Below are 23,785 nucleotides of genomic sequence, written 5' to 3'. Positions count from 1 at the left end.
CAGTTAGGCTCGGTCCATGGTCGATCTCGTGGTGCGGTCCCGCCGTGCCGTCCTGCCGGGCGGGGAGCGGGCCGCTGCCGTCTCGGTCGCGGGCGGGCGGATCGTTGCCGTGGGGGAGCACTACGCCGTCGTCGAGGCGGCCGAGGACGTCGATCTCGGGGGGCTTGCGCTGCTGCCGGGGCTGGTCGACACGCACGTGCACGTCAACGAGCCGGGGCGGACCGAGTGGGAGGGGTTCGCCAGCGCGACCCGGGCGGCCGCCGCGGGTGGGGTCACCGCCATCGTGGACATGCCGCTGAACAGTCTGCCGCCCACCGTCACGGTCGCCGCGCTCGAGCTGAAGAGAGAGGCCGCCGCCGGGCAGATCCACGTCGACGTGGGCTTCTGGGGCGGGGCCGTCCCGGGGAACGCCGGCGACCTGCCCGGGTTGCACCGGGCCGGGGTGTACGGCTTCAAGGCGTTCCTCGCGGACTCCGGCGTGCCCGAGTTCCCGCCGCTCGACCCGGCCCAGCTCGCCGAGGCGCTCGCCGCGGTCGACGCGCAGTTCGTCATCCACGCCGAGGATCCCGATCATCTGCACGCGGCCGCGTCGTCGCCGGCGTACGCGGACTTCCTCGCCTCCCGGCCGCCCGAGGCCGAGCACGCCGCCGTGGCCACCGCGATCGAGGCGGCCCGGGTCGCCGGGGCGCGGGTGCACATTCTGCACCTGTCCGCCGCCACCGCGCTGCCGTTGATCGCCGCCGCGCGCGCCGGCGGGTTGCGGGTCACCGCCGAGACGTGCCCGCACTATCTGACCCTCGATGCGGCCGGGATCCCCGCCGGCGCCACCGAGTTCAAGTGCTGCCCGCCCATCCGCGACGCCGCCAACCGGGACCTGCTGTGGGCAGCGCTCGCCGACGGGCTGATCACCTGCGTCGTCAGTGACCACTCACCGTGCACGCCGGACCTCAAGCGCCGCGACACCGGCGACTTCGCGGCGGCGTGGGGCGGCATCGCCTCGGTGCAGCTCGGACTGCCGGTCGTCTGGACGGCGGCCCGGGAACGCGGGCACAGCCTCGCCGACGTGACCGACTGGATGGCCCGCCGCCCCGCCGACCTCGCCGGGCTCGCCGGCAAGGGGCGGATCGCCGTCGGCGCCGACGCCGACCTCGTCGCCTTCGACCCGGACGCGACCTTCGTGGTCGATCCCCGGCGCCTGCACCACCGCAACCCTGTCACGCCGTACGCGGGAAAGACCCTGACCGGGGTGGTCCGCACCACCTGGCTGCGCGGCCGGACGGTGACCGGCGCCGCCCCGCACGGCCGATTCCTCACCCGGGAGGCCTCCTGATGGAAGAGTTCACGCTGCTGCCCGACCTGGCGTCGCGCCTGTACGGCGGCGGGGTGGTGTTCACCAACGACGAGTTCTTCGCCGCGGCGGACCACCTCGTCGATCCGGCCACCCCGGTGTTCGCGCCGCACACCTTCGGGCACAAGGGCCAGGTGTACGACGGCTGGGAGACGCGCCGCCGCCGCGAACCCGGGCACGACGAGGCGATCATCCGGCTGGGTGCCCCCGGCGTGGTGCACGGCATCGACATCGACACGGCGTTCTTCACCGGCAACTATCCGCCGTACGCCTCGGTGGACGGTTGCGCCTTCGACGGCTACCCGGACGCGCTGCAGCTGGCGCACGCGCCGTGGGTGCCGCTCGTGCCCCGTTCCCCGCTCGCCGGCGACAGCCAGAACCTGTTCGCCGTCGACTCGCGGCAGCGCTACACCCACATACGCCTGACCATCTACCCGGACGGCGGCGTGGCGCGCCTGCGCGTGCACGGTGAGGTGGTGCCCGACCCGCGCCTGCTGCCCAGCGTCTTCGACGTCGCCGCGGCCGAACACGGCGCCCGGATCGCCGGGTGCAGCAACATGTTCTACGGCCACCCGCAGAACATGCTCAACCCCGGCCTGGCCCGCTCGATGGGCGACGGCTGGGAGACCGCCCGCCGCCGCGACGACGCCAACGACTGGGTGCTGGTGCAGCTCGCGGCGCCGGCCGTGATCGAGCTCGCGGAGCTGGACACCAGCCACTTCAAGGGCAACGCCCCGGGCAGCGCCACCCTGCGCGGCATCGACACGCGTACCGGGCTGCTCGACGATCCGGACGACTGGTTCGAGCTGCTGCCGCAGGTGCGCCTCAGCCCGGACACCCGGCACCGCTTCCCGATCCCGGTGGTGCCGGTCGCCACCCACGTGCGGCTCGACATCTTCCCGGACGGGGGCATGGCCCGGCTGCATCTGTACGGCCGGCCCGACGGTCCCGCCCTGCGCGCCCGCTACGAGGCCACCACCTGATCGACGGGCGTGCGGCAGGGCGTTACGGTCTCTCGCGTGGGCCGGACCGTGACTCTCGTACTCGTGGACGCCGCCGGGGAGACGCTCGGCGCGCTGCCACCCTTCGACGTGGAACTGCCGTGGTGGCAGGAGGTCTCCGAGGTGGTCGCGGAGGCGCGCGCCCGTTACGGCGTACGCGTCACGGTGTTGCGTCTTCTGTCGGCGGCGAACGCCGCGCCGCCCGGGGGAGAGGTCACCTACCTGGCGCAGGTCCGCGAGCCGGTGGAGGTGGCGCTGAAGCCGTGGGACGACAACCGTGATCCGGCGCCGCTGCGGGCGCCGTGGGCCGTGCCGGGCGGCCCGGCCGCGTCGCTGAGCTGGGCCGCGGCGGCGCTGGGCCGCGGCGACCTGGTGGCCGTCCAGCAGCGCACCTGGAACCTGTCGGCGATCTGGCGCCTCGAGGACGGCGGCGGCGAGCCGGTCGCCTGGCTGAAGCAGGTGCCGGTCCTCCTCGCCCACGAGGCCACCGTCCTGCGCCTGGTCGCCGCCGCGGCGCCCGGCCTGGTGCCGGCCGTGCTGGCGGCCGGGGACGCCGGCCGGACCCTGCTGGCCCACGTCCCGGGCGAGGACCGTTACGGCGCCGGAGCAGCCTTCTGTACGCGGGTGGCCGCCGATCTCCATCCGGTGCAGGCCCACTTCGCGACCCGGACCGGCGAGCTCCTCGCCGCGGGGGTGCCCGACCGGCGGCTGAGCTTCGACCGGTTCGCCCGGGTCGCCGAGCCGTGGCTGGACACTGTGGACGGCCTGGCGGAGCTGATGGACGAGCTGCCCGCCCGGCTCGCCGCCATCGACGCGTGCGGGATGCCCGACACGCTCGTGCACGGCGACCTGCACCCGGGCAACGTACGGGAGGCGTCCGGCCGGCGGGTGATCGTCGACTGGGGCGACGCGATCGTGTCCCATCCCGCGCTGGACATCCTGCGCCTGACCGCGGACCTCCCGGAGCCGGACGCCGCGGCGCTGATCGCGGAGTGGGCCGGCCGCTGGCGGGAGAACGCCCCGGACAGCGACCCGGAGACGGCGGCGGCGCTGATGCGCCCGGTGGCGGCCCTCCGCTCGGCGGCGCTCTACCAGGAGTTCCTCGACCACATCGAGGACTCGGAGCGGCCCTACCACGAGCAGGACGTCCCGGAACGCCTCCACGCCGCCGTCACGACCGCCGCCCAGCTCGGCTGAGCCCTACGGCCGGCCCTCTCCCGGCCGGCCCTCTCCCGGCCGGCCCTCTCCCGGCGGGCCCTCTCCCGGCGGGCCCTGTCCCGGCCGGCCCTGTCCCGGTGGGCCGGCCCGCTCCCGGCGCGCCGGCGGTGCCCCGGTCGGCGGGTCGGGCGGTGGACCGGCCGGTCCGGTGGGTGGCACGGTCGGTGGACGTGGGCGGCGGGGTGGGCCGGGACGACCTACGGTGGAGCGGTGACCGATCTGCGGCGCCGCTTCGTCGACCAGCTCCGGCACAACGGCGCGCCGTTGTCGCCCGCGCTCGCCGCCGCCTTCGCCGCCGTTCCCCGTGAGGCCTTCGTGGCCGGCGGGTTCCAGCGCCGGGACGGCACCTGGGTGGAGGCGGGCAGCCGCGGCTTCCTCGACACGGTCTACCGCGACGACGTGCTGGTCACCAAGGTCGACGGCGGGTTGCCGGTCAGCTCGTCCAGCCAGCCGTCGCTGATGGCCATCATGCTGGCGGCGCTGGACGTCCGCCCCGGCGACCGGGTGCTGGAGATCGGCGCCGGCACCGGATACAACGCCGCCCTGCTCAGCGCGCTCGGCGCCCGGGTCACCAGCGTCGACGTGCAGGCCGACGTCGCCGAGCGGGCCCGCGCGGCGCTGGCCCGGGCCCGGGTCGAGGGCGTACGCGTCATAGCGGCCGACGGCTACCGGGGCGTCCCCGGGGAGCGTTTCGACCGGGTGATCGTGACGGTCGGGGTGGCGGGCGTGTCGCCGCACTGGCTCGCCCAGGTGGGACCGGGCCCGATCATCGCGCCCGTGGAACACGCCGGCACCCATCCCGTGCTGGCCGTGCGCGGCACCGCCGACGGTCCCGTGGCCGCGAAGGTCGTCTGCCCGTCGGGCTTCATGACCGCGGCCGGCCCGCTGACCGCCGCGCACGCCCGCTCCCATCCGCACCCCGTGCCACCGGACGCCCTCAGCGCCTTCGAGGAGGCCACCCCCGCCCGCTGGGCGCAACCGCTGGACCCGTACGCCTACCGCGACCTCTCCTACGCGGCCGGCGTCTGGAGCACCCGCGCCACCCACGCCGCGATCCGGGGTCGCGACGGCAGCACCCTCACGCTCCTCGACGAGACCGGTACGGGCGGCGCCGCGATCCTGTCCGACGGCGCGATCCTGGCCGGCGGCGGCCACGCCCTGCGCTACGCCGCGGAGGCCGCCGAGGTGCTGGACCGCTGGGACGCGGCGGCCCGCCCCCGGATGCAGGCGTGGCGCATCGCGCTGGAGCGCACCGGCGACCCGGACGCCCCGATCTGGTGCCCGGCGACCTGGGAACTCGACCGGTAGCGGCCGACGCCAGGCGCAGGGGACCGGAGCAGCGATGCCACCGCGGACGGGAGGTCATCGCCATGGGAACTCGACCCGTACCAGGGTGGGGTCGCCTGCGATGCGCCGCCGATCCCGGTCGAACGCGTCGGCCGCCGGACCCGGTCCGGTCACGAAGCCCGGACCCACCGGGTCGCCGGCCGGCGGGACGGGTAGCGGCGCGGCGCCGTCGGCGCGGGCGCCGAGCAGGGCCCGGGCGGTGGCGGCCTGGCCCGCCGCGATCAGTCCCAGCAGATACCAGAGGACGGGTGCCAGCAGCACGCCGAGGATCGCGAACGGCAGCGCCTCCCCGGAGGAATGCACCGTGAACGCCCCGAACGTCCAGCCGACCGTGCCGGTGCTCGCGAAGAGCGGGCTCAGCACGAACGCGACGTCGAGCAGCACCGCCAGGCCGTATCCGAAGTAGACGGTGGGGACGATCAGGCCCAGGAAGGCCGCATAGCAGAGCTCGCGCCAGGTGGCGGTCTCGGCGTAGCGGGCCCGCGCCCAGGCCGGCGGGCCGGCGACGAGCGGCGGATGCGGTGACGGCAGCGGACGCGGGTCCAGCAGAGCGAGCCGGGCGCGTTCCACCACGCCGAGGGGGATGGCGAACAACGGGCCGACGCCGGCGAACAGTGCCAGCGACAGCACCATGAGGAACAGCACGGTGCGGTGCGGCGCGGTGCCCTCGGTCAGCCAGGACAGCGCGGCGACCCACGGCAGGACCAGCAGGCCCATCGCGGCACCGACGGGCGCCATCACGGGCAGGGTGGTCAGCGCGTAGACGAACGCCCGCCAGGGACCGGCCGACAGCAGGTACCGGCGGTGCAGGAGGGCTTGCAGCGGGGCATCATTCGTGGACACCTCGCCACGCTAGGTCGCGGTGGAGCCCCGTCCCAGCCGTCTACGGATAGTCTTCGGGTATACCCAGCACTACCATGTGCCGGCGCGGCGGGCCCGCCACGGCCGGCCGTCCGGGTCGTAGACCAGGCGATACGCCGGGACCGCCCAGAGCCGTTGATGCCACGGGAGCCGCTCGGTCTCGTGCGGCACCAGGCGGCCCGGCGGCCGGGGGCCCTGCTCGCCGCCACGGTGCCAGTCCCGGAGCGCGTCGGCGGATTCGCTCACCGCGCGTACGGTGTCGTCGGGGTCGAGAAGACCTTCGTCGTCGTCGCGATCGAGGTGCTCGCGCAGCAGCGCCAGCCGCAGGTCGCGCGCGTAGACGCGGGCGCCGTCACCCAGCCCGGCCGGATCCACCGGCGTGCGCTCGTCGCGCGTGCGGTCCAGCACCGCGCAGGACAGCTCGCTGTCGTGGGTCCACGAACGACGGTTGAAGTTGTCGCTGCCCGTGCTGGCCCACACGTCGTCGACGACGCAGACCTTCGCATGCACGTACACGGGATCGCCCTCGTGGTTCTCGACGTCGAAGACGTGGACCCGGTCGGGTGCGGCCTTGCGGCACAACGCGATCGCCTCCGCGCGCCCGACCTGGTTGGGGGGCAGCGCGAACCGCCCGTCCACGTCCGGATGCCGGGGCACGACCGCGATCAGGTGCAGCCCCGGGTTGTCGTTGAGCGCGTCGGCGAACAACTGCGCCACCTCCTTGGACCAGAGATACTGATCCTCGAGGTAAATGAGGCGGCGTGCCCTCTTGATGGCCTTTGTGTAACCTCGCGCGATGCTCTGCTCACCCAGCTTCGCGAATCCGTACGCGGGACGCATCGCAGGATAGGTCCGCAGCACCTGAATGTCGTGCGAGCCACACTCCGGCGGGTCGGGCGGCTGCGGCGGAAGCCGGTCGGCGCGCAGGTCGGCGTGCCGCAGCTTGTCGGTCACCGTGCTCACGGGACCGTGCTGATCCAGCGGCGCCGGGTCGTTCCAGCGTTCACGGAACGTGAGGTCGAGCGCACCCACCACCGGCCCCCGCAGGGCCAGCTGCACATCGTGCCAGGGCGGATTCCTACCGTACGCCTGAGCCATGGCCAGCGCTTGCGGGTCGCCCCGATGATCGGCGTCGTCCCGCCGGCTGTGACACAGGTCGATCCCGCCCGCGAACGCGATGTCCTTCTCCGGCGCCCCCGGATGCCGCAGCACGACGAGCTTCTGGTGGTGCGACCCGCCGCGGCGTACGCGCTGGTCGAGCAGCACTTCGCCGCCGGCGGCCCGGATGTCCTCGCCGAGGTTCCGGTTCTCCTCCTCGCTGTACGCCAGCTTGTCGAGGTGCGAGCGCCACAGCAGGCCCTTGACCACGACACCCCGCTTGGCCGCCGCGGCGAACAGCTCGGCGATGGTCGGGCCGTCGTCGCGCATCCGCTCGTCGGGGTCGCCCCGCCAGTCGGTGAAGAACAGATGGTCGCCGTCACCGAGCGCTTCCACCTCGGTCACCAGCCGATCGAAATATGTTCCGCCGTGAAAGAGCGGCTCGGCGGTGTTTCCCGCCGTCCAGGTGGGTATCTGTGAGTCCGGGTTGCCGCGCTCGTCGGCGGTCAGGAACCAGTCGTCCGGTGACACGGGCAGCCCCTCCGAGGTCGACGACGCCCTCACGGTAGGCCCCTTGACGCCCGCCCGCACCCTGAGCCCGTAGCCCGCCCCCGCGAAGGACCCCTCATGAGCAGCGAGCCTATGACCACGACCGCCGTATCCGCCGACGCCGCCGCCTCCTCCGAACGAGGTCTGCTGATCGCCATGTTGCTCATGGTCCTCCTGGGCGTGGGCGCGATGCTGATGATGTCCTGAAGCCCTTTGCCCGGTTCGCCGCTTCTCAGATGCGGCCACGCCCCGGACCGTGACGTACGTCCCATCAGCCGGTGACAATTCGAGACGGAAAGCGGGCAGCGCTCGACCGCGAGGCTCATACATACTCGTCGGCATGACGGGGGAGCCGGCTTTCAGCAGCGCATCGATCGAAATCCCACCTTCCGAGGCCGCCGCGGGCGCCACGAAGGTGGTCTTCACGGCGACCCACGGCCCCGTGACGGTGGAGGTGCCCCCGGGCACGGCCGACGGCGCGGTGCTGTGGGTCGAGACCCCGGGCGGCACCGTCGCGGTGACCATCCGGGTGCCGTCGGCCTTCACGCCCCCGCCGCCCTTCCCGGTCCCGGACCCGCCGGCCGCCGATCCGACGGCCGTCCTGCCGAGCTCCCCGGCAGCGCCCGCCGCCGACCCGACGGCCGTGCTCCCCACCGCGCCGCCTCCGTCTTCCGCGCCGCCCTCGTCCGGGCCGCCCTCGTCCGCGCCGCCTGCTTCCGGGCCGCCCGCATCGGGTCCGCCTTCGTCGGTGCCGCCCGCTTCGGGTCCGCCGGCCTGGGGGCCGCCTCCGGTTTCCGGTGCACCGGCTTCCGATTTTCCCGCGCCGGGCGCCCACCCTGTTCCCGGCGGCTATCCGCCGGGAGCGTTCCCGCCGCCCGCGGCGGGCTATCCGCCCGGCATCACGCCCGCAGCCGGCTATCCGCAGTCGCCCGACGGGTCCACGCCCGGTGGCTATCCGCCCGGCTCGTTCCCGGGCGGTGCCTACCCGCCGGGCGCCGGCCAGCCCGGCGCGTATCCGCCCGGCTCGTACCCGCCCGGCTCGTACCCGCCTGGCGCCGGTCAGCCCGGTGCATACCCACCCGGGGCTGAGCAGCCCGGCGCCTACCCGCCTGGCGCCTACCCGGCGGGTGCTTATCCGCCGGGGGCCTTCCAGCCCGGCGGGTATCCGCCAGGCCAGGGCCCGGCGTTCGCGGGTCCTCCGGCGGCGCCGCCCACCCGCCGGCGCAACCAGCTGATCGCCGGCGGGCTTGTGGGCGTACTCCTGGTCGGGCTCGGTTGTTGCGGTGTGGTCCGGCTCTTCTCCGGTGGGGACGACGACACCCCGCAGGCCAAGAAGCGCAACGGGATCGTGGCCACGACGCCGACCACCGCCGGCCCCGTCACGCCCGAGCAGTACGCGCAGGTGCTGGCCGCCTCCGACACCGCGATCAAGGCGCCGTTCGCCAGGCTCAACACCGGCGACAACGCGGCGTTCGCCAGGGCGGCCCCGACCGCGGCGAACGCCATCCGCGCCGAGGCCGGGAAGCTGCGGTCGACGAAGCCGCCGTCCGGCGCCGAGTCCGTGCACTTCCGGCTGACCCAGGGGCTCGAGAACCTCGGCGACATGGTCGAGGAGACCGCGGGCACTAAGCAGGAATGCCCGGCGGCGTCCCCGTACGCGGCGGTCCTGCAGTCCGGCTGGGCCGACGGCCTGCGCGAGGACGCCAAGAAGCTCGTGGCGGCCGACCCGGCCTACCGGTTCGGCTCGTTCCTCCCGGCCGAGCCCAAGCAGCAGAACCGCCGCCTCAAGACCGGCACGTTCGTCAAACGATCGAGCACCGGCGGCCTCGGCCACCTGAAGATCAAGAACGGCGCCTCGGACACCCTGATCTCGCTGGTGCCGAACAAGGGCAAAAAACCCAAGCCCGTCTTCACCGTGTATGTCCGCAAGGGCGGCACCTACACGGCCAAGGGCATCCGCGACGGCACGTACCGCATCTACACGGCGTCGGGCCAGGACTGGAACGCGGGCAAGAAGGGCTTCACCCGCAACTGCCACTTCAGCAAGTTCGACGACACGTTCAAGTTCACGACCACGTCGTTCTCGTCGTCGATCTGGACCATCACCCTGACCCCGATGATCGGCGGCAACGCCTCCACCAGCGACGTGGACCCCAACGCCTTCCCGAACTGACCCCGCACCCTGAGCGGCGCGGCGGCCCGGCCGCCCGACCGATGAAGACTGCCGGTGCGCCGGCGCGGCGGGCTGGTCACGCGTGAGGGTCGGTGGTGCGGCGGGCTGGTCATGCGCGGGGTCCGGGGGCGTCGTGGGGTGATCACCCGGGACCGGTGGTGCGGTGGCCTCGTCGAACGCGCCGGCGGGCAAAGTGCGGCGGCGCTCTCGCGCGGGGCCGCCCGGAGTGTGCCCGGGGCGGGCGTCAGATCACGCGGAAGTCGGTGACGAAGGTGGCGACCTTTCCGCTGGCCGTGCGGCCGATGAAGGTCGCGTAGCCGCCGTCTCCGTCGCCGGTGGCCACCGCTACCACGTTGGCGCCGGTGGCCGGGTCGGTCACCGCGTCGAGGGCGCTGAGGGCGGGCGGGCCGGGTTCGGGGAGGTAGGTCTGCTCGACGCGGGCGTAGCTCCAGGTGCGGAGGCCGGCCAGGGCCCGTTCGTCGGCCAGGGCGCCGGTGCCGGAATCCGCGGGGTAGGTGGCGAAGCCGTCCTCGTCGAGGATGGACGGACCCGGTCCGGCCGGCACCGCGGGCTCCCAGGTGGCCACGGGTTCGTCGCGGACGACCAGCTGCAGGGCGGCCGTGCGCCGGTCCGCCTCGATCGGGAGCCCGGCGAGCCGCCCGGCGCCCCCGGCGTCGTTGCCGCCGGGCCGGGTGGTGGCCGGGCCGGGTGCGGTGGCGGGTGGGTCCGCGGCGAGCATGCTTCCCGCCGGGTGCACCACCGCCACCCAGGCGCGCAGCGGGTAGCGGCCCGGTGGCGCCGTCACGGTGAACGGTGGTGTCTCACCCGGGTGGATCAAGGGGTCGCAGGCCACGATGCGGCCCGTCGGCACGGTCACCTCGCCGAGCGGGATCATGGTCATGCGGCAGTCGTGGGCGTCGTCGAAGCGGTGCGCGCCCTCGGTCAGCAGCCGATCCAGCATTTCGCCGATGTCCACAGCCATGCCGGACAGGGTATCGGCGACCACCGACAAAACCGTTCCCCGTGAGGGTGACAGGGCGTCAGCCGGTGTGGGGGATGCGTTCCGCGGGGATCACGCCGAGCCGGCCCTTCTGGAAGTCCTCGAAGGCCTGCATGAGTTCCTCCCGGGTGTTCATCACGAACGGCCCGTAGTGGGCCACCGGCTCGCGGATCGGCCGGCCGCCCATGATGAAGAGTTCCATCGCCGGGATGTTCGAGTCCTGCGCCGGGTCCGCGTCCACGCGGAGGGCGTCGCCCATGGCGTGGGCGGCGAGCTGGCCGAGGTGGATCGGACGCTGCTCCGCGCCGACCGTGCCGCGGCCCGCCAGGACGTACACGAGGGCGTTGTAGCCGGGCTGCCAGGGGAGCTCGAGCCGGGCGCCGGGCTGGAGGGTCACGTGGGCGAGGTTGATCGGGGTGTGGGTGGAGCCGGGGCCGGCGTGGCCGGCGATCGTGCCGGCGATGACGCGGATGAGGCCGCCGCCGTCCGGGGTGGTGAGCAGGGCCGCCTCGCGGCCGCGGAGGTCCTGGTACTTCGGGGCGATCATCTTGGCGGCGCGGGGGAGGTTGACCCAGAGCTGGAGGCCGTGGAAGAGGCCGCCGCTCATGACGAGCTGCTCCGGGGGCGCCTCGATGTGCAGGATGCCACCGCCGGCCGTCATCCACTGGGTGTCGCCGTTGGTGATCGTGCCGCCGCCACCGTGGGAGTCCTGGTGGTCCATGGTGCCGTCGATCATGTAGGTCACGGTCTCGAAGCCTCGGTGCGGGTGCCACGGCGTGCCCTTCGGCTCGCCGGGGGCGTAGTCGACCTCGCCCATCTGGTCGAGGTGGATGAACGGGTCCAGCTCGTTCATCGGTACGCCGGCGAAGGCCCGCCGTACGGGAAAGCCCTCGCCCTCGTAGCCGCTCGGGGCGGTGGTGAGCCGCCGCACGGGGCGGTAGGTGGTGGTGGCCGGGTCGAGCCGCGGCAGGCGCGGCAGAACCAGGACGTCGTCGACGGTGATCGCGGGCATGGCTCTCCCTCAAGAGGTGGCGGGGCGCAGGCGGGCGCCGAGCCGGGTGAAGACGCGGGCGAGAACGGCGAGCTCGGCGTCCTCGAGGTCGTCGATGAAGCTGTCGCGGACGGTGGCCAGGTGCAGCGGGGCGGCGGCGACCAGCGCCGCCAGGCCCTCGGCGGTGAGGACGGCCTCCTGGCCGCGGCCGTCCGCGGGGCAGCTCTGCTTGCGGACCAGGCCGCGCTTGACCATGGAGGTGATCTGATACGTGACCCGGCTCGGCGAGAAGACCATGAAGCCGGCCAGCTCACCCATCCGCAGCCGGTGCCCGGGCGCCTCGGAGAGCACCACGAGCACGTGGTAGTCGGCCATGCTCAGCCCGGTCTGCGCCCGCAGCTCGTCCTCGAGGCGGGTCTGCAGCGCCCAGCTGCTCTCGATGTAGGCACGCCAGCACGCCTGCTGCGCGGAGTCGAGGGGTTCGGCCATGACAGAGAGACTAACTCCTTCAAATCTTAAATACCAGCAAAAGGGCCAGGAGCGGCACTGTGATCAGGAACGCGGGGCGCAGGCCGGTAACGTCCGCCACCCGGGCCAGCGCCGCCGGGGCCGCCAGGATCGCCGTACCCGAGGCCAGTGCTCCCAGCGACGCGGCGTGAGCGCCGCTGAGGCCCGGAGTGCCGGTCAGGGCGGCGAGTGTCACCGGGTAGAGCGTGGCGATGCCGGCCCCCGCCACCAGCAGGCCCGCGATCACGACGGCCGGGTGGCCGGCGGCGGCCACGACGACGGCGCCCGCGGCCGTGACCGCCGCGCCGATCGGCACCACCGGGATGCGGCCGAGGACCGCGGGGGGCGGCGAGGCGGCCGACGGCCATGCCGATGGGGAACGCGGTGCCGAAGACCGCCGCCCGCGACGGGGTCAGCCCCGAGTCGGCGAGCCGCGCCACCGCCCAGATGGTGAAGCAGAACTCGACCGACACGGCGAGGACCACGACGATCCAGCGCCGGGCCACCGGGCCGGCCGCCGGCCTGGCGGCGGGGAGCGGTGGTGGCGGCGGTTCCGGCTCCCGGGCATTCCAGGCAAGGAAGAGCAGCGGGGGTACGGCGACCAGCAGCGCGAGCCGCCCGCCCACGACCCCGGAGGCGTCCAGCGCGCCGATGGCCCCCGGGGCGAGGACGGCCGCCGCGCTCGAGACGCCGACCACCCGGGAGAGCTGGACGGCCGCCTCCGGCCCCGCCAGCAGCGCGGGGGTGACCAGGACGAACGCGGCCCCTCCGACGCCCAGCAGCAGGGCGCCGAGCACCGCCAGGGGCAGGGCCGGCGCGAGCGCGAGGACCGTGACGCCGGTGGCCAGCACCAGCGAGCCGCCGACCAGGGCGCGCCCCGGCCCGCCGCGCAGCAGCACCGGGCCCGTGGCCGCGACGACCAGCAGGCCGGCCCCGAACGTGGCGGGCAGCCAGGCGAGGCGTTGCGGTGCCACGGCCAGGTCGCGGGCGAGCAGCACGATGCAGGCGCCGAGGCCGGTGATCGCGTACCCGGGGGTGGCCTGGGCGATGCCCGCCCGCAGGACCCGCGACCGGGTCGCCACGGTCATCGCCGCAGCAGGACGGCCAGTTCGGCGAGGTCCCGGATCGAGAGATCGGCGGCCAGGCCCTTGAGGGCCGCGACGACGGCGCCGGCCGCGCGGCCCGCGGTCACGCCCACCTCGGCGTCCTCGACCACCAGGCACCGCCCGGCCGGTACGCCGAGGAGCTCGGCGCCGCGCAGATAGCCCTCCGGGTCGGGCTTGCCGGCGTGGATGTCCTCGACGGTGACCAGCACGGGTACGTCGATGCCGGCCGCGCCGAGCCGCGCCTTCGCGAGCCGTACGTCGGCGCTGGTCACCACGGCCCACGGCAGCCGCAGCCCGGCCAGCAGCTCCTTCGCGCCGGGGGTGGCCACGACGTCGGAGAGGTCGTCGTACTGCAATTCGAGCTGGCGGGCCGCGGCGGCGGTCACGGCGGCCTCGCCGAGGTCGGGGCGGACGAGGTGGACGGTGCGTCCGGCGGGGGCGCCGTGCGCGACGGCCAGCACGGCCGCCGGGTCGGCGCCGTACTCGGCGGCCCACGTCCGCCAGGCGCGTTCGACGGCGGCGTCGGAGTCGACGAGGGTGCCGTCCATGTCGAAGAGCACGGCCTCGATGCTGGTCAGGTCCACGCTTCCTCCAATATTCTCGTGCTCCGAGGATAAGGTGGTGAACCCCTGTGACGGCAACCCCCGGGCGGCTGCGGGCCGAGGAGGCGCGCTGGCACACCGCGAGCCGGGTGCTGGCCTGGATCCGGCAGCACCCCGGTGCCACCCGCGCGGCGCTGACCAGCGAACTCCAGCTCGCCAGCGGGCTGGCCGCCGAGGTGACCGGGCGGCTGCGCGCCTCGAGCCTGCTCGTCGAGACGCCCGCGCCGCGGACCGGGCGGGGCCGGCCGACGACCCTGCTGGGACCGCACCCGGCCGGTCCGGTGCTGCTCGCGCTCGACGTCCGTACGCACGACTGGCGCTCCGCCCTGGTCACGATCGACGGTGCCCTGCACGACGTGACGATCACCCGGCACGCCTCGCGGGCCGCGGCGGCGGTCCTGGCGGCGGTCCGCGAGCGTGTCACGGCGGTCCGGGAGGCGTACGGGCCACGGCTGCGCGCGGTGTCGGTGGCGGTCGCGGGCACGGTGTACGACGGCCGCCTGGTCCAGTCCGCGACCCTCGGCTGGCGCGACGCCGACCTCGGCGACCTCGCGGGCGGCCCGGCGCTGCTGCTCGGCAACGATGCCACCCTCGCCGGGGTGGCGGAGGCGCGCACCGGGGCGGCGGTGGGAGCGTCCACGGCGCTGCACCTGATGACCGGCGTCGGCATCGGCGGCACGGTCACCGCCGGCGGACGGCCCGTGACCGGCTCGCACGGTGCCGCGGGTGAGTACGGGCACCAGCCGTACGGTGACAAGCGGTTGATCTGCCCCTGCGGAGCCCGCGGCTGCTGGGACCTGGAGGTCGACGGCCGGGCGCTCGCCCGGCACCTGGGGGTGACCGAGCCGGCCGACCCGATCGCCTTCGCACGGGCGGTGCTGCGGTCCCCGGACCCGGCGATGCGCGCCGCCGTCGCCACGGTGGCCTCGGCGCTGGGCGGTGGCGTCGGTGCCCTGGTCAACGCGCACGACCCGGCGCTGGTGACGCTCGGCGGCGCGGCGGCACCGCTGCGCCGGGCCGCGCCCGCGGCGTTCGACGAGGCCTACCGGGACGCGCTCATGGCCTTCCACCGGGTACGCCCGCCCGAGGTCGTCGACGCGGCCCACGGCGAGGACGGACCGTTGCAGGGCGCGGCGGTGCTCGGCCTGGACCACGTCACCAGCGAGGCGGCCCTGGCGGAGTGGGCGGCTCAGGAGCGGTAGTAGACCCGCATCACGTACCCCGTACGCCGGGGGTGCCAGCCGAGGTCGTCGACCTCGACGACCTCGGGCCGCCCGGCGAGCCAGGAGGCGGCCATGTCGAGCGCCTCGGCGGGGGTCGCCCCGGTGAAGGTCATGCAGCGTACGGCGGACTCACCGGCCGCCGGCGCGGGCCGCGGGTAGGTCTGGGCGGCCGTCGTCGGCTCGGGGCCGGAGACCACGGCGGTCGCCCCCACCGCCTTGCCGTCGAGCACACCCTGCACGAACCAGTCGTTGATCGTCTCGTCGTGCTCGACGGCCCAGCCGCTCACCGGCCCCACATCCGCCGCGATCGCCTCCTTGGCGGTGTCGAGAGCAGCATCCAGCGTGGCAAGCTCGGCGTCCTCGCCGTTGTAATCGACCCGGTACGTCATGGCGCCCTCGGTACCCCGCCCGCTGGGAAAATAGGCCTGTGAACGAGATCGTGACCGAGCCGGCCGCGGCCGCGGACGTGCCGCGGCTGCTGGAGATCCGGCACGCCGCATTCGCCGCGCACGCCCCGCAGGCGTACTCCCCGGCGGAGGTCGAGACGCTGATCGCCGACGTCGACCCGGACGAGTTGTACGCGATGGCTGCCGACGCACGCCTGTTCGTGGCGCGCGCCGGCACGGTGATCGTCGGACTGGCGGGGTGCGTGGGGGACCGGCTGCGCCACGTGTACGTCGATCCCGGATACACCCGCCGCGGGATCGCGACGGTGCTGGTGGGCCGCGTCGAGGACGAGGTGCGCGAGCGGACCGGCCGGCGGCTCGTGCGGGCCGGCGTGGCCCTGCACGCGCGGGGGTTCTACCTTGCCAACGGGTACGTCCTCGACCGGCTCGCCACTGCGTGGGACGGCAGTTCGTACGCCGAGATGGTCAAGCGGCTGCCGACTTGAGGGAGCGGGTCGCGTCGTCGCGGAGGGCGGTGAAGTCGACGCCGTTGGCGGACAGGATCTGGGCGGCCAGGCCGTTTCCCTCGCGCAGCAGGCCCAGCAGGATGTGCTCCGGGGCGATGAAGTTGTGCTTGAGCCGCAGGGCCTCGCGCAGGGACAGCTCCAGCACCTTCTTGTTGCGGGGGGAGAGCGGGGTGTGGTTGCTGCCGGAGAGGCGTCGCATCAGGCCCTTGCGCTTGCGGGCCGCCGGGCGGGGCAGGTGCAGTGAGCCCGGTCCGAAGTTCTCCTCGATCGCCCGGCGGACCGCGTCCAGGTCGATGCCGATGGCCTTGAGCGCCTCGCGGTCGGCGTCGTCGGGGTCGGCGAGTGCCGCCGGGTCGGCGGTGCCGGTGCCCACGCGGCGGATGATCTCGGCCCGGACGGTGCGGGCGTCGAGGCCCTTGAGGGCGGGCGCCGCCGCGATCGTGGGGTCGGCCAGCAGGGCCAGCAGAGTGTGCTCGGTGCCGACCGGCGCCTGGCCGAGGTCGAGCGCCTCGGTCTTGGCGCGGACGACGACCTCGCGCGCGGCGTGGGTGAATCGCTCGAACATCTCAGCCCTCCCGTGGGTCCTGCATCGGCACGCGGTTCGCGTGTTTCTTGTGCACGCCCTGGCGGGTCACCTCGAGGGCGTCCGCGATCTCCTGCCAGGACCAGCCCTTGCGGCGGGCGTTGGCCACCTGGAGGTGCTCGAGGCCCTCCAGGAGGCGGCGCAGCGCCACCACCGCGCGCAGCCCGACCCGGGGATCGGTGCTGCCCGCGGCGGCGGCCAGATCGGTTGCTTCGGTCATGCTGTCAACTTACGTTGACAGCTCGCGCGGTGTCAACCCGGGTTGACAGCGAGGGCGGAAAGAGGGCCGGCCCGACGGGCCGGCCCTCCTCGCGAAAGTGATCCCCTACCGGCCGCGGCCGGTCTTCTCCTGCAATTCGTCGATGCGCTCCGACGCCTCCGCCTTCGTGAGGTCCTCGGGCACTTCCTCGTGCGCTTCGGAAGCCAGCGTGTGCAGATATGACTGCTGTGCTCCGGTGGCCGGCTCGTCGCCGGTGGTCCAGTCCGCCGGGTCCTTGATCGTGTTCGATGCCGGATCCTGCTCCGTCGCCGCCATGGCGCCGCCTCCTCGATGGTGATTCGAACAGGCGTACCACTACCCGCCGAACGTCAGCTCCATGCCTGAATTCGGGGTGAAGGACATCGTCAACTCGATCGGGATCACCGCCGGGGCCGCGATGGAGAACGGGACGCCCCAGGGGTCGAGCAGTTCGGCGTACGTGCCGAAGCCCATGTCCCTGGCCCCGGAGATGACCGTGGCGCCGTACGCGCGGGCGTCCTCCAGGGTCTCGGCGCAGTCGGCGACCTGGAACGCGGCGCGCCACCAGCTACCGCCCCGGCTGGGGGCGAGCCCGGCCATCGCGTCGTGGGCCGTGGTGATCCACTCGCCGCGGGTGCCGTCGCTGCCGTACTCGTCGCGCAGCAGCCAGCCGAACGCCTGGCCGTAGAAGTTGGCGGCCGTCACCGTGTCGTCGGTGAGCAGCTCGGGGAAGGTCATGGTGCCCGGCTCGCCGCCGATCTGGGCGCCGGTGAACTCGCGCGGCTCCCAGATGCCCAGGATCGCGCCGGCCGGGTCGGCGATGACGGCGGAACGGCCGCCGTGCCCCTCGGCCGGCTCGCTGACCAGCCGGCCGCCCGCCTCACGCACCCGCATGACGGAGGCCTCGAGGTTGTGCTCGGTCAGGTACGTCAGCCAGCCCGCGGGGCGGTCCGCACGGGCGCGGGTCAGGCCGGCGGCCGCGCGGCCGTTGAGCTTGAACCGGTCGCCGGCGGGCTCCCAGCCGAAGAGGCGGGCGTAGAAGTCCGCCGCCCGGGCGGGATCCGTGCTCGCCAGCTCGACCCAGCAGGGTGTTCCCGGCGCAAAGCCCCGTATACGCATCGGCCACACCTTTCGTCGCTCCATCATGGATGAGGTCGCGCACGGGGGCGATCCTCACTACCGGCCTGGGGGAGGTGCCGATCACTTTACAGCCATGAATACGCTCCGCCACTACACCCGGGTTCAATGTCCTAAATAAACTACGGTTTCGCGGAGCTGCGATTACTCAGAGCAATGCCGATTACTGTGCGTGTCGCTCCTCCGGGGTGCGCGACCGTTCGTTGTATCGGTCCAGAAGCCGCATCACGGGCGTGACCGCCACGCCGTGCAACACCACGCTCACCAGAACGACGAAGGCGGCTGTCGCCCATACGACATCCACTCCCGGGAACGTGGCGTGGCCCATCGCGTACGCAAGATAGTAGAACGTCCCGATCCCCCGGATTCCGAAGCAGGCGATGACCCAGTGCTCGGCCGGGTGGCCGGGCGCCCCGCGCAGCGACAGGAACGCCGCCACGGGCCGGATCACGAACACCAGGGCCAGCCCGATCAGGGCCGCCTCCCAGGTGAGCGCCGACAGCAGGCCGCCCACCGCCGCCCCGCCGAGCAGCAACAGCAGCAGCACGGTCAGCAGCCGCTCGATCTGCTCGGCGAAGTCGTGCAACACCTGGTGGTACTCGTGCGAGCGCTGCGCCGACCGGATCCCCCGCGCGGCGACGAACACCGCGAGGAACCCGTAGCCGCCGGCGACCTCGACCAGGCCGTACGCCAGGAACGTCGCCGCCAGGGCGAGAAAGCCCTCGGAATGATGGGCGAGACGCAGCTTCTTGTTGCGGGCGCGGAAGAACAGCCGGCCGAGCAGCCGCCCGATGAGCAGGCCGCCGACCGCCCCCACGACGATCTTGTAGAGCACGTCCTTGAGCGCCCACTCGCCGAGCCAGCTCTCGTGCGTCACCGCGGCCGTGGCCATCGCGATCGCCGCGTACACGAAGGGGAAGGCCAGGCCGTCGTTCAGGCCCGCCTCCGAGGTCAGCGCGAACCGCACCTCGTCCTCGGAATCCTCCTCGTCGGTCGGCTCGCCGACCTGCACGTCCGAGGCCAACACCGGGTCGGTCGGGGCGAGCGCGCCGCCGAGCAGCAGGGCCGCCGCCGGCACCAGGCCGGCCCACCACCAGCCCAGCAGGGCGACGGCGGCGATGGTGACCGGCATGGCGATGCCCAGCAGCCGCCACGTCGAGGACCATCGCCGCCGGTCCAGCGGGCGGTCGATCTTCAGCCCGGCACCCATCAGGGCGACGATCACGCAGATCTCGGTGAGGTGCTCGGTCAGGGCCGGGTGGGCCAGGGGATCGGCCTCCGGCAGGCCCAGGGGCAGGGCGAAGAGCGCCGCGCCCAGCCCCAGGAACACGATCGGCATGGACAGGGGGCGGCGCTCGAGGACCCGCGGCAGGATGCCCGCCAGCAGGGCCCCCACGCCGAAGATCGCGAAGAGGAGGTCGGGCAGTTGCACCAGCCCACACTGCCCGGCGCGGGGGCAAAACATGCGCGCGACCGCGCGGTTGTCGTGCGGTCGCGCGAGGCTCAGTCCGTCAGCTTCGTGATCGCCGACCGGTCCAGGGCGGCGAGCAGGGCGGCGGGATCGGCGTACGTCTCGACGGCGCCGGCCGCCCGCAGCTCGTCCGCGCTGGTGCCGCCGCACTCCAGGCCGATGCACGGGATGCCGAGCTTGCCCGCCGCCTTCACGTCCCAGACCGCGTCGCCGACGAAGACGCAGTGCTCGGGGTCCACGTCGGACTGGTCGAGCGCCGCCTCCAGGATGTCCGGCGCCGGCTTGCTCTGCTCGGCGTCGGCCGACGAGGTGGCCGCCGTGATCACGTCGTCGGCGCCGACGACCCGGCGCAGCTTCTCCAGCTCCGCGCCCTTGGCCGAGGAGGCGAGCACGACCGCCAGCCCTCGCTCCGCGCAGGCGTGCAGCAGGTCCGCGGCGCCGGGCAGCGGGCGCAACCGCTCCCACCAGGCGCCGTACAGGATGTCGTGCGCCGCGGACATGTCGTCGTCGGCGCCGGTGTCCCGGTCGCTGCCGAGGAGGTGGTCGAGGATCTTGTCGGAGCCCATCCCGATCGCCCGGTGGATCTCCGCCATGGGTACGTCCACGTCGTGCTGACGCAACGCCTCCCACCAGGCCACCGTGTGCAGGTACGTGGTGTCGACGAGGGTGCCGTCGACGTCGAAGAGGACTCCCCGTTTGGCCGTCATGCCTCCCGGATTACCCCTTTTCCGCCTGGGGTATCAGCATCTCGAACCACACCGTGGACCCGCGCACCGTGGGATCCGTGCCCCAGGTGTCGCTGAGCTCCTCGATCAGGCCCAGCCCGCGGCCGCGGCTGCTCAGGGTCTCCGTACGCGCGCGGGTGACGCTGCCGCGCGTACCCGTGTCGGCGACCGAGACCAGCAGGCGCTCCGCGCTCAGATCGATGTGCACCTGGGCCGGGGTGCCCGCGTGCAGCAGCGCGTTCGTGGTCAGCTCGCTCGTGCAGAGGATCGCGGCGCCGATGACCGGCTCGGGAACCGCCCACTCGCGCAGCCGCGTCGTCATCCACTGCCGCACCCGGCTCGGCCCGGTCGGCTCCGCGGGCACCTGCATGGTCGCGGACCGGCTCTGCGCCACGGCCCGCTCGACCGCGAGAACGGCCACGTCGTCATCCGTACGCCCGGCGACCGCGGCCGTGGCCAGCGCGCAGAGGTTGCGGGGGTCGCCGCTGGCGGCAGCGGCGGCGGCGCGTACCAGGTCGTCGAGGCCGGCGCTGAGCGGGCGGCCCCGGCGCTCCACCACGCCGTCGCTGAACATCAGGATCGTGTCGCCGGGCTCCAGCCGTACGGTCGTCGTACGCCAGGAACCGCCCAGGCCCAGCGGCGCACCCGGCGGCACCGCGACCAACTGGGCCGACGCCCGGCCCTGCCCGGCCCGGCGCAGCACGGGTGGCGGGTGGCCGGCGCTGCCCAGCGTGATCGTCCCGTCGGCCTGGTCGAGCACCCCGTAGACGACCGTCACGAAGATCTCCTCGTTGCGCGACTCCGCGCCGAGCGACCCGACGAGCCGGTCGAGCCCCGCCAGCACCGTCTGCGGCGCCGGATCGGTGAGCGCGAGCGCCCGCAGCGCCGCGCGGACCTGGCCCATCACCGCGGCCGCGCGTACGTCGTGGCCCGCGACGTCGCCGAGCACCATCGCCAGCCGGCCGTCACCCAGCTCGAACGCGTCGTAGAAGTCCCCGCCCGCGGCGTTGCCGTCCACGCCCACGTCGTAGCGGGCGGCGATGCGGAACCGGTCGAGCTCCGGCAGGTGCTCCGGGAGCATGCTGCGCTGCAGGAGCTGCGCGGTGCCGTGCTGTGCCTCGAACCGGCGCGCCCGCTCGGCCGCCTGGGCGACCAGCTCGGCCGCGGCGTACAGCAGGGCGCGCTCGGCGGGCAGCCAGGTGTGGGCGGAGCGGTAACCCATGGTGAGGGCGCCGTGCAGGGACGGCGTGCGCAGCGGCATCGCGGCGAGGGCCCGGATCCGCCGCTCGTGCCGGTCCGTCGCCACCTTCGCCAGCGGGGAACCGTCGGGCAGGAACGAGGGCCGGCCGCTCTGCGCGGCCACCGCCAGCGGGAACGCCGGGTCGTTGCCGATCCGCTTCCACAGCGGGGGCAGGCGCTCGTCGACCTCGTCGACCATCTCGCCGCGGATGCGCCGCACATAACGGAACCCGGCGCCGTCGTCCACCGCGAACACACAGTGATCAACATCGAAAGAGGCCATCGCGTACGCCAGCACGACGCGCGCGACGTCGTCGATGGTCAGCGTGGAGGCGAGCCGCGCGGTCAGCTCGCCGAGACTCTGCAGCCGGCGGGTGACCTGCGTGGTCTCGGCCGCCACGGTCAGCACGCCGACGACCGAACCGTGCCGGTCGCGGACGACGGAATGCCCGCGGGTGAACGACGCCTGCTCGACCTGCCCGTCACGCGGGACGGCCACCTGGGCCTCCGCCTCCAGGAAGGACTGCCCGGAGCGGTAGACGTCGTCGATCACCCCGCCGACCCCCGGCGCCTGCCAGAGGTCGCCGAACACGTCGGCGGCGGGCCGGCCCAGCGCGCCCGGGTGCTTGGGGCCGATGACCTCGGCGTACGCGTCGTTGTAGAGGAGCAGGTAGTCGTCGCCGTAGGCCAGCGCCATCGGGACCGGCGAGGACAGGACCACCTCGACGGTCGCGCGCACCACCGGATCCCAGCTCTCCATCGGACCCAGCGAGGTGGTGTCCCACGGGTGCTCGGCGACGAGCCGGGCGCAGTCGGGGGTGCGCGGTGCCGTCCCCCCGTCCCGCGCGGCCATCGTCGCCGCCGAAGGACTGCCCATGCCGACCATGGGTTGAGCCTAGCCCGCCTCGGCCATTCGGACGATGGGGCCACTGTACGGACGTCCGGTTCTACCCGGTACGCGCGGGGGAGCCCCATGCGCCACACCTGACCCGATGTGCCTGCCGGGCCCGGGCCGCTGCGGGGCTGGGAGCGCCGATCTAACCTCTTCTCAGGCCTGCCCCCCATTCTGACGAGGAGAACGATGAACGGCTCGGATCTGGGCGACGCGCTCGGCGACATGTGGCGTTCCGTGCTGCTGTTCGTTCCCACGGCGGTCGCTTTCGTGGCGATCCTGCTCATCGGCTACGTGCTGGCCCGGCTCGGGCGTACGGTCGTCGCCAAGACCCTGCACCGGGTGGGCTTCGACCGCGCGGTGGAACGCGGCGCGATGGGGCGCGCCCTCGGCGGCCGGCTGGAGCCCAGCGACCTGTGCGCCAAGATCGCCTTCTACGCGGTGCTGCTCTTCGCCATCCAGCTCGCCTTCGGCATCTGGGGGCCCAACGCGGTCAGCGACCTGCTCACGGCGCTGATCGCCTGGCTGCCCCGGGCCTTCGTGGCCATCGTCATCATCGTGGTCGCCGCGGCGATCGGCGGCGCGGTCCGCGACCTGATCGGCAGCGCGCTGGGCGGCCTCGCGTACGGGCGGGTGCTGGCCCAGGTGGCGTACTGGCTGATCGTCGCCCTCGGCATCATCGCCGCCCTCGAGCAGGTCCACATCGCGACGGCGGTGACCCAGCCCGTCCTGATCGCGGTCCTGGCCACGGTCGCCGGCGTGGTGATCGTCGGCGTGGGCGGCGGGCTGATCCGCCCGATGCAGCGCCGCTGGGAGATCTGGCTCGACCGCGCGGGCGCCGAGTCCGCGGTGATCCGGGAGCACGCCCGCACGTACGCCGAGGAGAAGGCCCGCCGCGCCGAGGAGGCCCGCCTGGCGGAGGAAGCCCGCAAGGCCGAGGAAGCGCGCCTGGCGGAGGAGGCTCGCAAGGCCGAGGAAGCGCGCCGCGCGGAGGAGGCTCGCAAGGCGGAGGAAGCGCGCCTGGCGGAAGAGGCGCGCAAGGCCGAAGAGGCTCGCAAGGCGGAGGAGGCGCGCCTGGCCGAGGAGGCCCGTAAGGCTGAAGAGGCCCGCAAGGCCGAGGAAGCGCGCAAGGCTGAAGAGGCCCGCAAGGCCGAGGAAGCGCGCAAGGCTGAAGAGGCCCGCAAGGCCGAGGAAGCGCGTAAGGCTGAGGAGGCGCGGAAGGCCGAGGAGGCTCGACTCGCCGAGGAGGCGGGGGCTGACGCGCCGGTGGAGACGGCGGCGGGGGAGGCCGACGACTCCGAGCCGACCCAGGTCATTCCGGTGAAGCGGCCGCGTCGCCGCAGCAGCAATCCGGTCCCGGGCTTCGACGACGACGAGGACGAGGACGACGACACCACGGCGTTCGTGATCTCGCCCCAGGGTGACGAGCGGACCCAGGTGATCCCCGGCCCGGCCGAACCCTCCGACGGCGAGGAGACGCAGGTGATCAAGCCGTCCCACACGCCCGGATAGCGGGTACTAGGAAGGGCCGGCACCTCGGTGGAGGTGCCGGCCCCGGGACGA

At 73.9% G+C, this 23,785-nt stretch carries 24 protein-coding genes; 9 read left to right on the top strand and 15 right to left on the bottom strand.

All coding sequences use genetic code 11. The annotated features are described in order from the left end of the window. The first annotated feature begins 16 nt into the window (after nucleotides 1–16). The 4 genes from allB (at nucleotide 17) to CLV70_RS22075 (ending at nucleotide 4,875) form a co-directional block, all read left to right on the top strand. Nucleotides 17–1,330, top strand: coding sequence for an allantoinase AllB (allB, locus tag CLV70_RS22095; protein WP_106128474.1), 1,314 nt, complete (start codon nucleotides 17–19; stop codon nucleotides 1,328–1,330). Next, complete coding sequence (gene alc / locus CLV70_RS22090) at nucleotides 1,330–2,331, top strand: allantoicase (RefSeq protein ID WP_106128473.1); 1,002 nt, start codon at nucleotides 1,330–1,332, stop codon at nucleotides 2,329–2,331. Before allB ends, alc begins: the two co-directional genes overlap by 1 nt. 36 nt (nucleotides 2,332–2,367) lie before the next feature. After that, complete coding sequence (locus CLV70_RS22085) at nucleotides 2,368–3,546, top strand: phosphotransferase family protein (RefSeq protein ID WP_106128471.1); 1,179 nt, start codon at nucleotides 2,368–2,370, stop codon at nucleotides 3,544–3,546. Between the two features lie 231 nt (nucleotides 3,547–3,777). Beyond that, nucleotides 3,778–4,875, top strand: coding sequence for a protein-L-isoaspartate O-methyltransferase family protein (locus CLV70_RS22075; protein ID WP_106128470.1), 1,098 nt, complete (start codon nucleotides 3,778–3,780; stop codon nucleotides 4,873–4,875). A 54-nt stretch (nucleotides 4,876–4,929) separates the two neighbouring features. Here the strand turns inward: CLV70_RS22075 and CLV70_RS22070 are convergent, their stop codons facing one another. Together CLV70_RS22070 and CLV70_RS22065 are read right to left on the bottom strand one after the other, a co-directional pair. Continuing rightward, a complete protein-coding gene (locus CLV70_RS22070) occupies nucleotides 4,930–5,757 on the bottom strand; it encodes a sensor domain-containing protein (protein WP_106128469.1) in 828 nt (275 codons plus the stop codon). 69 nt (nucleotides 5,758–5,826) lie between these two features. Then, complete coding sequence (locus CLV70_RS22065) at nucleotides 5,827–7,404, bottom strand: phospholipase D family protein (RefSeq protein WP_106128468.1); 1,578 nt, start codon at nucleotides 7,402–7,404, stop codon at nucleotides 5,827–5,829. A 96-nt stretch (nucleotides 7,405–7,500) separates the two neighbouring features. Between CLV70_RS22065 and CLV70_RS41775 the strand changes: the two genes are divergently transcribed. Together CLV70_RS41775 and CLV70_RS39185 are read left to right on the top strand one after the other, a co-directional pair. Then, the gene (locus tag CLV70_RS41775; protein ID WP_281260482.1) at nucleotides 7,501–7,629 is read left to right on the top strand and encodes a hypothetical protein; all 129 of its coding nucleotides are present in this window, start codon (nucleotides 7,501–7,503) and stop codon (nucleotides 7,627–7,629) included. Between the two features lie 133 nt (nucleotides 7,630–7,762). Then, nucleotides 7,763–9,595, top strand: coding sequence for a hypothetical protein (locus CLV70_RS39185; protein WP_146164119.1), 1,833 nt, complete (start codon nucleotides 7,763–7,765; stop codon nucleotides 9,593–9,595). A 244-nt stretch (nucleotides 9,596–9,839) separates the two neighbouring features. Here CLV70_RS39185 and CLV70_RS22055 read toward each other — a convergent pair whose 3' ends face one another. The 5 genes from CLV70_RS22055 to CLV70_RS22035 are packed head-to-tail and all read right to left on the bottom strand — an operon-like array spanning nucleotide 9,840 to nucleotide 13,783. Continuing rightward, nucleotides 9,840–10,577 carry a DUF4241 domain-containing protein gene (locus tag CLV70_RS22055; RefSeq protein ID WP_106128466.1) on the bottom strand — a complete coding sequence of 246 codons (738 nt, stop codon included), beginning with the start codon at nucleotides 10,575–10,577 and terminating at the stop codon, nucleotides 9,840–9,842. A 58-nt stretch (nucleotides 10,578–10,635) separates the two neighbouring features. After that, entirely contained in the window at nucleotides 10,636–11,607 is a 972-nt protein-coding gene (locus CLV70_RS22050; RefSeq protein WP_106128464.1) for a pirin family protein, read from the bottom strand. A 9-nt stretch (nucleotides 11,608–11,616) separates the two neighbouring features. Beyond that, nucleotides 11,617–12,075, bottom strand: a complete 459-nt coding sequence (locus CLV70_RS22045; protein ID WP_106128462.1) for a MarR family winged helix-turn-helix transcriptional regulator — start codon at nucleotides 12,073–12,075, stop codon at nucleotides 11,617–11,619. 26 nt (nucleotides 12,076–12,101) lie between these two features. Further along, nucleotides 12,102–13,181 (bottom strand): hypothetical protein, encoded by a 1,080-nt coding sequence (locus CLV70_RS22040; protein ID WP_106128459.1) that lies wholly within the window; start codon nucleotides 13,179–13,181, stop codon nucleotides 12,102–12,104. Continuing rightward, nucleotides 13,178–13,783 (bottom strand): HAD-IA family hydrolase, encoded by a 606-nt coding sequence (locus CLV70_RS22035; protein WP_106128457.1) that lies wholly within the window; start codon nucleotides 13,781–13,783, stop codon nucleotides 13,178–13,180. Before CLV70_RS22035 ends, CLV70_RS22040 begins: the two co-directional genes overlap by 4 nt. Before the next feature lie 47 nt (nucleotides 13,784–13,830). Here CLV70_RS22035 and CLV70_RS22030 point away from each other — a divergent pair, with 47 nt between their 5' ends. Next, a complete protein-coding gene (locus CLV70_RS22030) occupies nucleotides 13,831–15,003 on the top strand; it encodes an ROK family protein (RefSeq protein ID WP_106128455.1) in 1,173 nt (390 codons plus the stop codon). On the opposite strand, the gene CLV70_RS22025 is transcribed toward CLV70_RS22030, so the two are convergent. Continuing rightward, nucleotides 14,991–15,413, bottom strand: a complete 423-nt coding sequence (locus CLV70_RS22025) for a hypothetical protein (protein ID WP_106128453.1) — start codon at nucleotides 15,411–15,413, stop codon at nucleotides 14,991–14,993. The two genes, CLV70_RS22030 and CLV70_RS22025, sit on opposite strands and share 13 nt — an antisense overlap. Before the next feature lie 38 nt (nucleotides 15,414–15,451). On the opposite strand from CLV70_RS22025, the gene CLV70_RS22020 reads away from it, so the two are divergent. After that, a complete protein-coding gene (locus CLV70_RS22020) occupies nucleotides 15,452–15,916 on the top strand; it encodes a GNAT family N-acetyltransferase (RefSeq protein ID WP_106128452.1) in 465 nt (154 codons plus the stop codon). Here CLV70_RS22020 and CLV70_RS22015 read toward each other — a convergent pair. The 7 genes from CLV70_RS22015 to CLV70_RS21985 all read right to left on the bottom strand — a co-directional run bounded on the left by CLV70_RS22015 (nucleotide 15,897) and on the right by CLV70_RS21985 (nucleotide 22,216). Then, on the bottom strand, nucleotides 15,897–16,502 hold the full coding sequence (locus CLV70_RS22015; RefSeq protein WP_106128450.1) for a Clp protease N-terminal domain-containing protein: 606 nt from the start codon (nucleotides 16,500–16,502) through the stop codon (nucleotides 15,897–15,899). The two genes, CLV70_RS22020 and CLV70_RS22015, sit on opposite strands and share 20 nt — an antisense overlap. Before the next feature lies 1 nt (nucleotide 16,503). Beyond that, nucleotides 16,504–16,740, bottom strand: coding sequence for a helix-turn-helix domain-containing protein (locus CLV70_RS22010; protein ID WP_106128448.1), 237 nt, complete (start codon nucleotides 16,738–16,740; stop codon nucleotides 16,504–16,506). A gap of 105 nt (nucleotides 16,741–16,845) precedes the next feature. Continuing rightward, a complete protein-coding gene (locus tag CLV70_RS22005; RefSeq protein WP_106128446.1) occupies nucleotides 16,846–17,055 on the bottom strand; it encodes a DUF3072 domain-containing protein in 210 nt (69 codons plus the stop codon). 39 nt (nucleotides 17,056–17,094) lie between these two features. After that, on the bottom strand, nucleotides 17,095–17,877 hold the full coding sequence (locus CLV70_RS22000) for a VOC family protein (RefSeq protein WP_245908381.1): 783 nt from the start codon (nucleotides 17,875–17,877) through the stop codon (nucleotides 17,095–17,097). A 181-nt stretch (nucleotides 17,878–18,058) separates the two neighbouring features. Next, nucleotides 18,059–19,327: a cation:proton antiporter gene (locus tag CLV70_RS21995; protein WP_106128441.1), complete on the bottom strand. Its 1,269-nt coding sequence runs from the start codon at nucleotides 19,325–19,327 to the stop codon at nucleotides 18,059–18,061. 71 nt (nucleotides 19,328–19,398) lie between these two features. Continuing rightward, entirely contained in the window at nucleotides 19,399–20,073 is a 675-nt protein-coding gene (locus CLV70_RS21990; protein ID WP_106128434.1) for an HAD family hydrolase, read from the bottom strand. Nucleotides 20,074–20,083: 10 nt separating this feature from the next. Continuing rightward, complete coding sequence (locus CLV70_RS21985; RefSeq protein WP_106128432.1) at nucleotides 20,084–22,216, bottom strand: ATP-binding SpoIIE family protein phosphatase; 2,133 nt, start codon at nucleotides 22,214–22,216, stop codon at nucleotides 20,084–20,086. 195 nt (nucleotides 22,217–22,411) lie between these two features. On the opposite strand from CLV70_RS21985, the gene CLV70_RS42135 reads away from it, so the two are divergent. Next, nucleotides 22,412–23,734 (top strand): mechanosensitive ion channel family protein, encoded by a 1,323-nt coding sequence (locus CLV70_RS42135; RefSeq protein WP_106128430.1) that lies wholly within the window; start codon nucleotides 22,412–22,414, stop codon nucleotides 23,732–23,734. Nucleotides 23,735–23,785: the final 51 nt, after the last annotated feature.

Source organism: Pseudosporangium ferrugineum (genome assembly GCF_003002065.1).
Lineage (GTDB): Bacteria > Actinomycetota > Actinomycetes > Mycobacteriales > Micromonosporaceae > Actinoplanes > Actinoplanes ferrugineus_A.
Note: the sequence above shows the minus strand (reverse complement) of the source record. Positions and strands in the feature narration are given on the sequence as shown.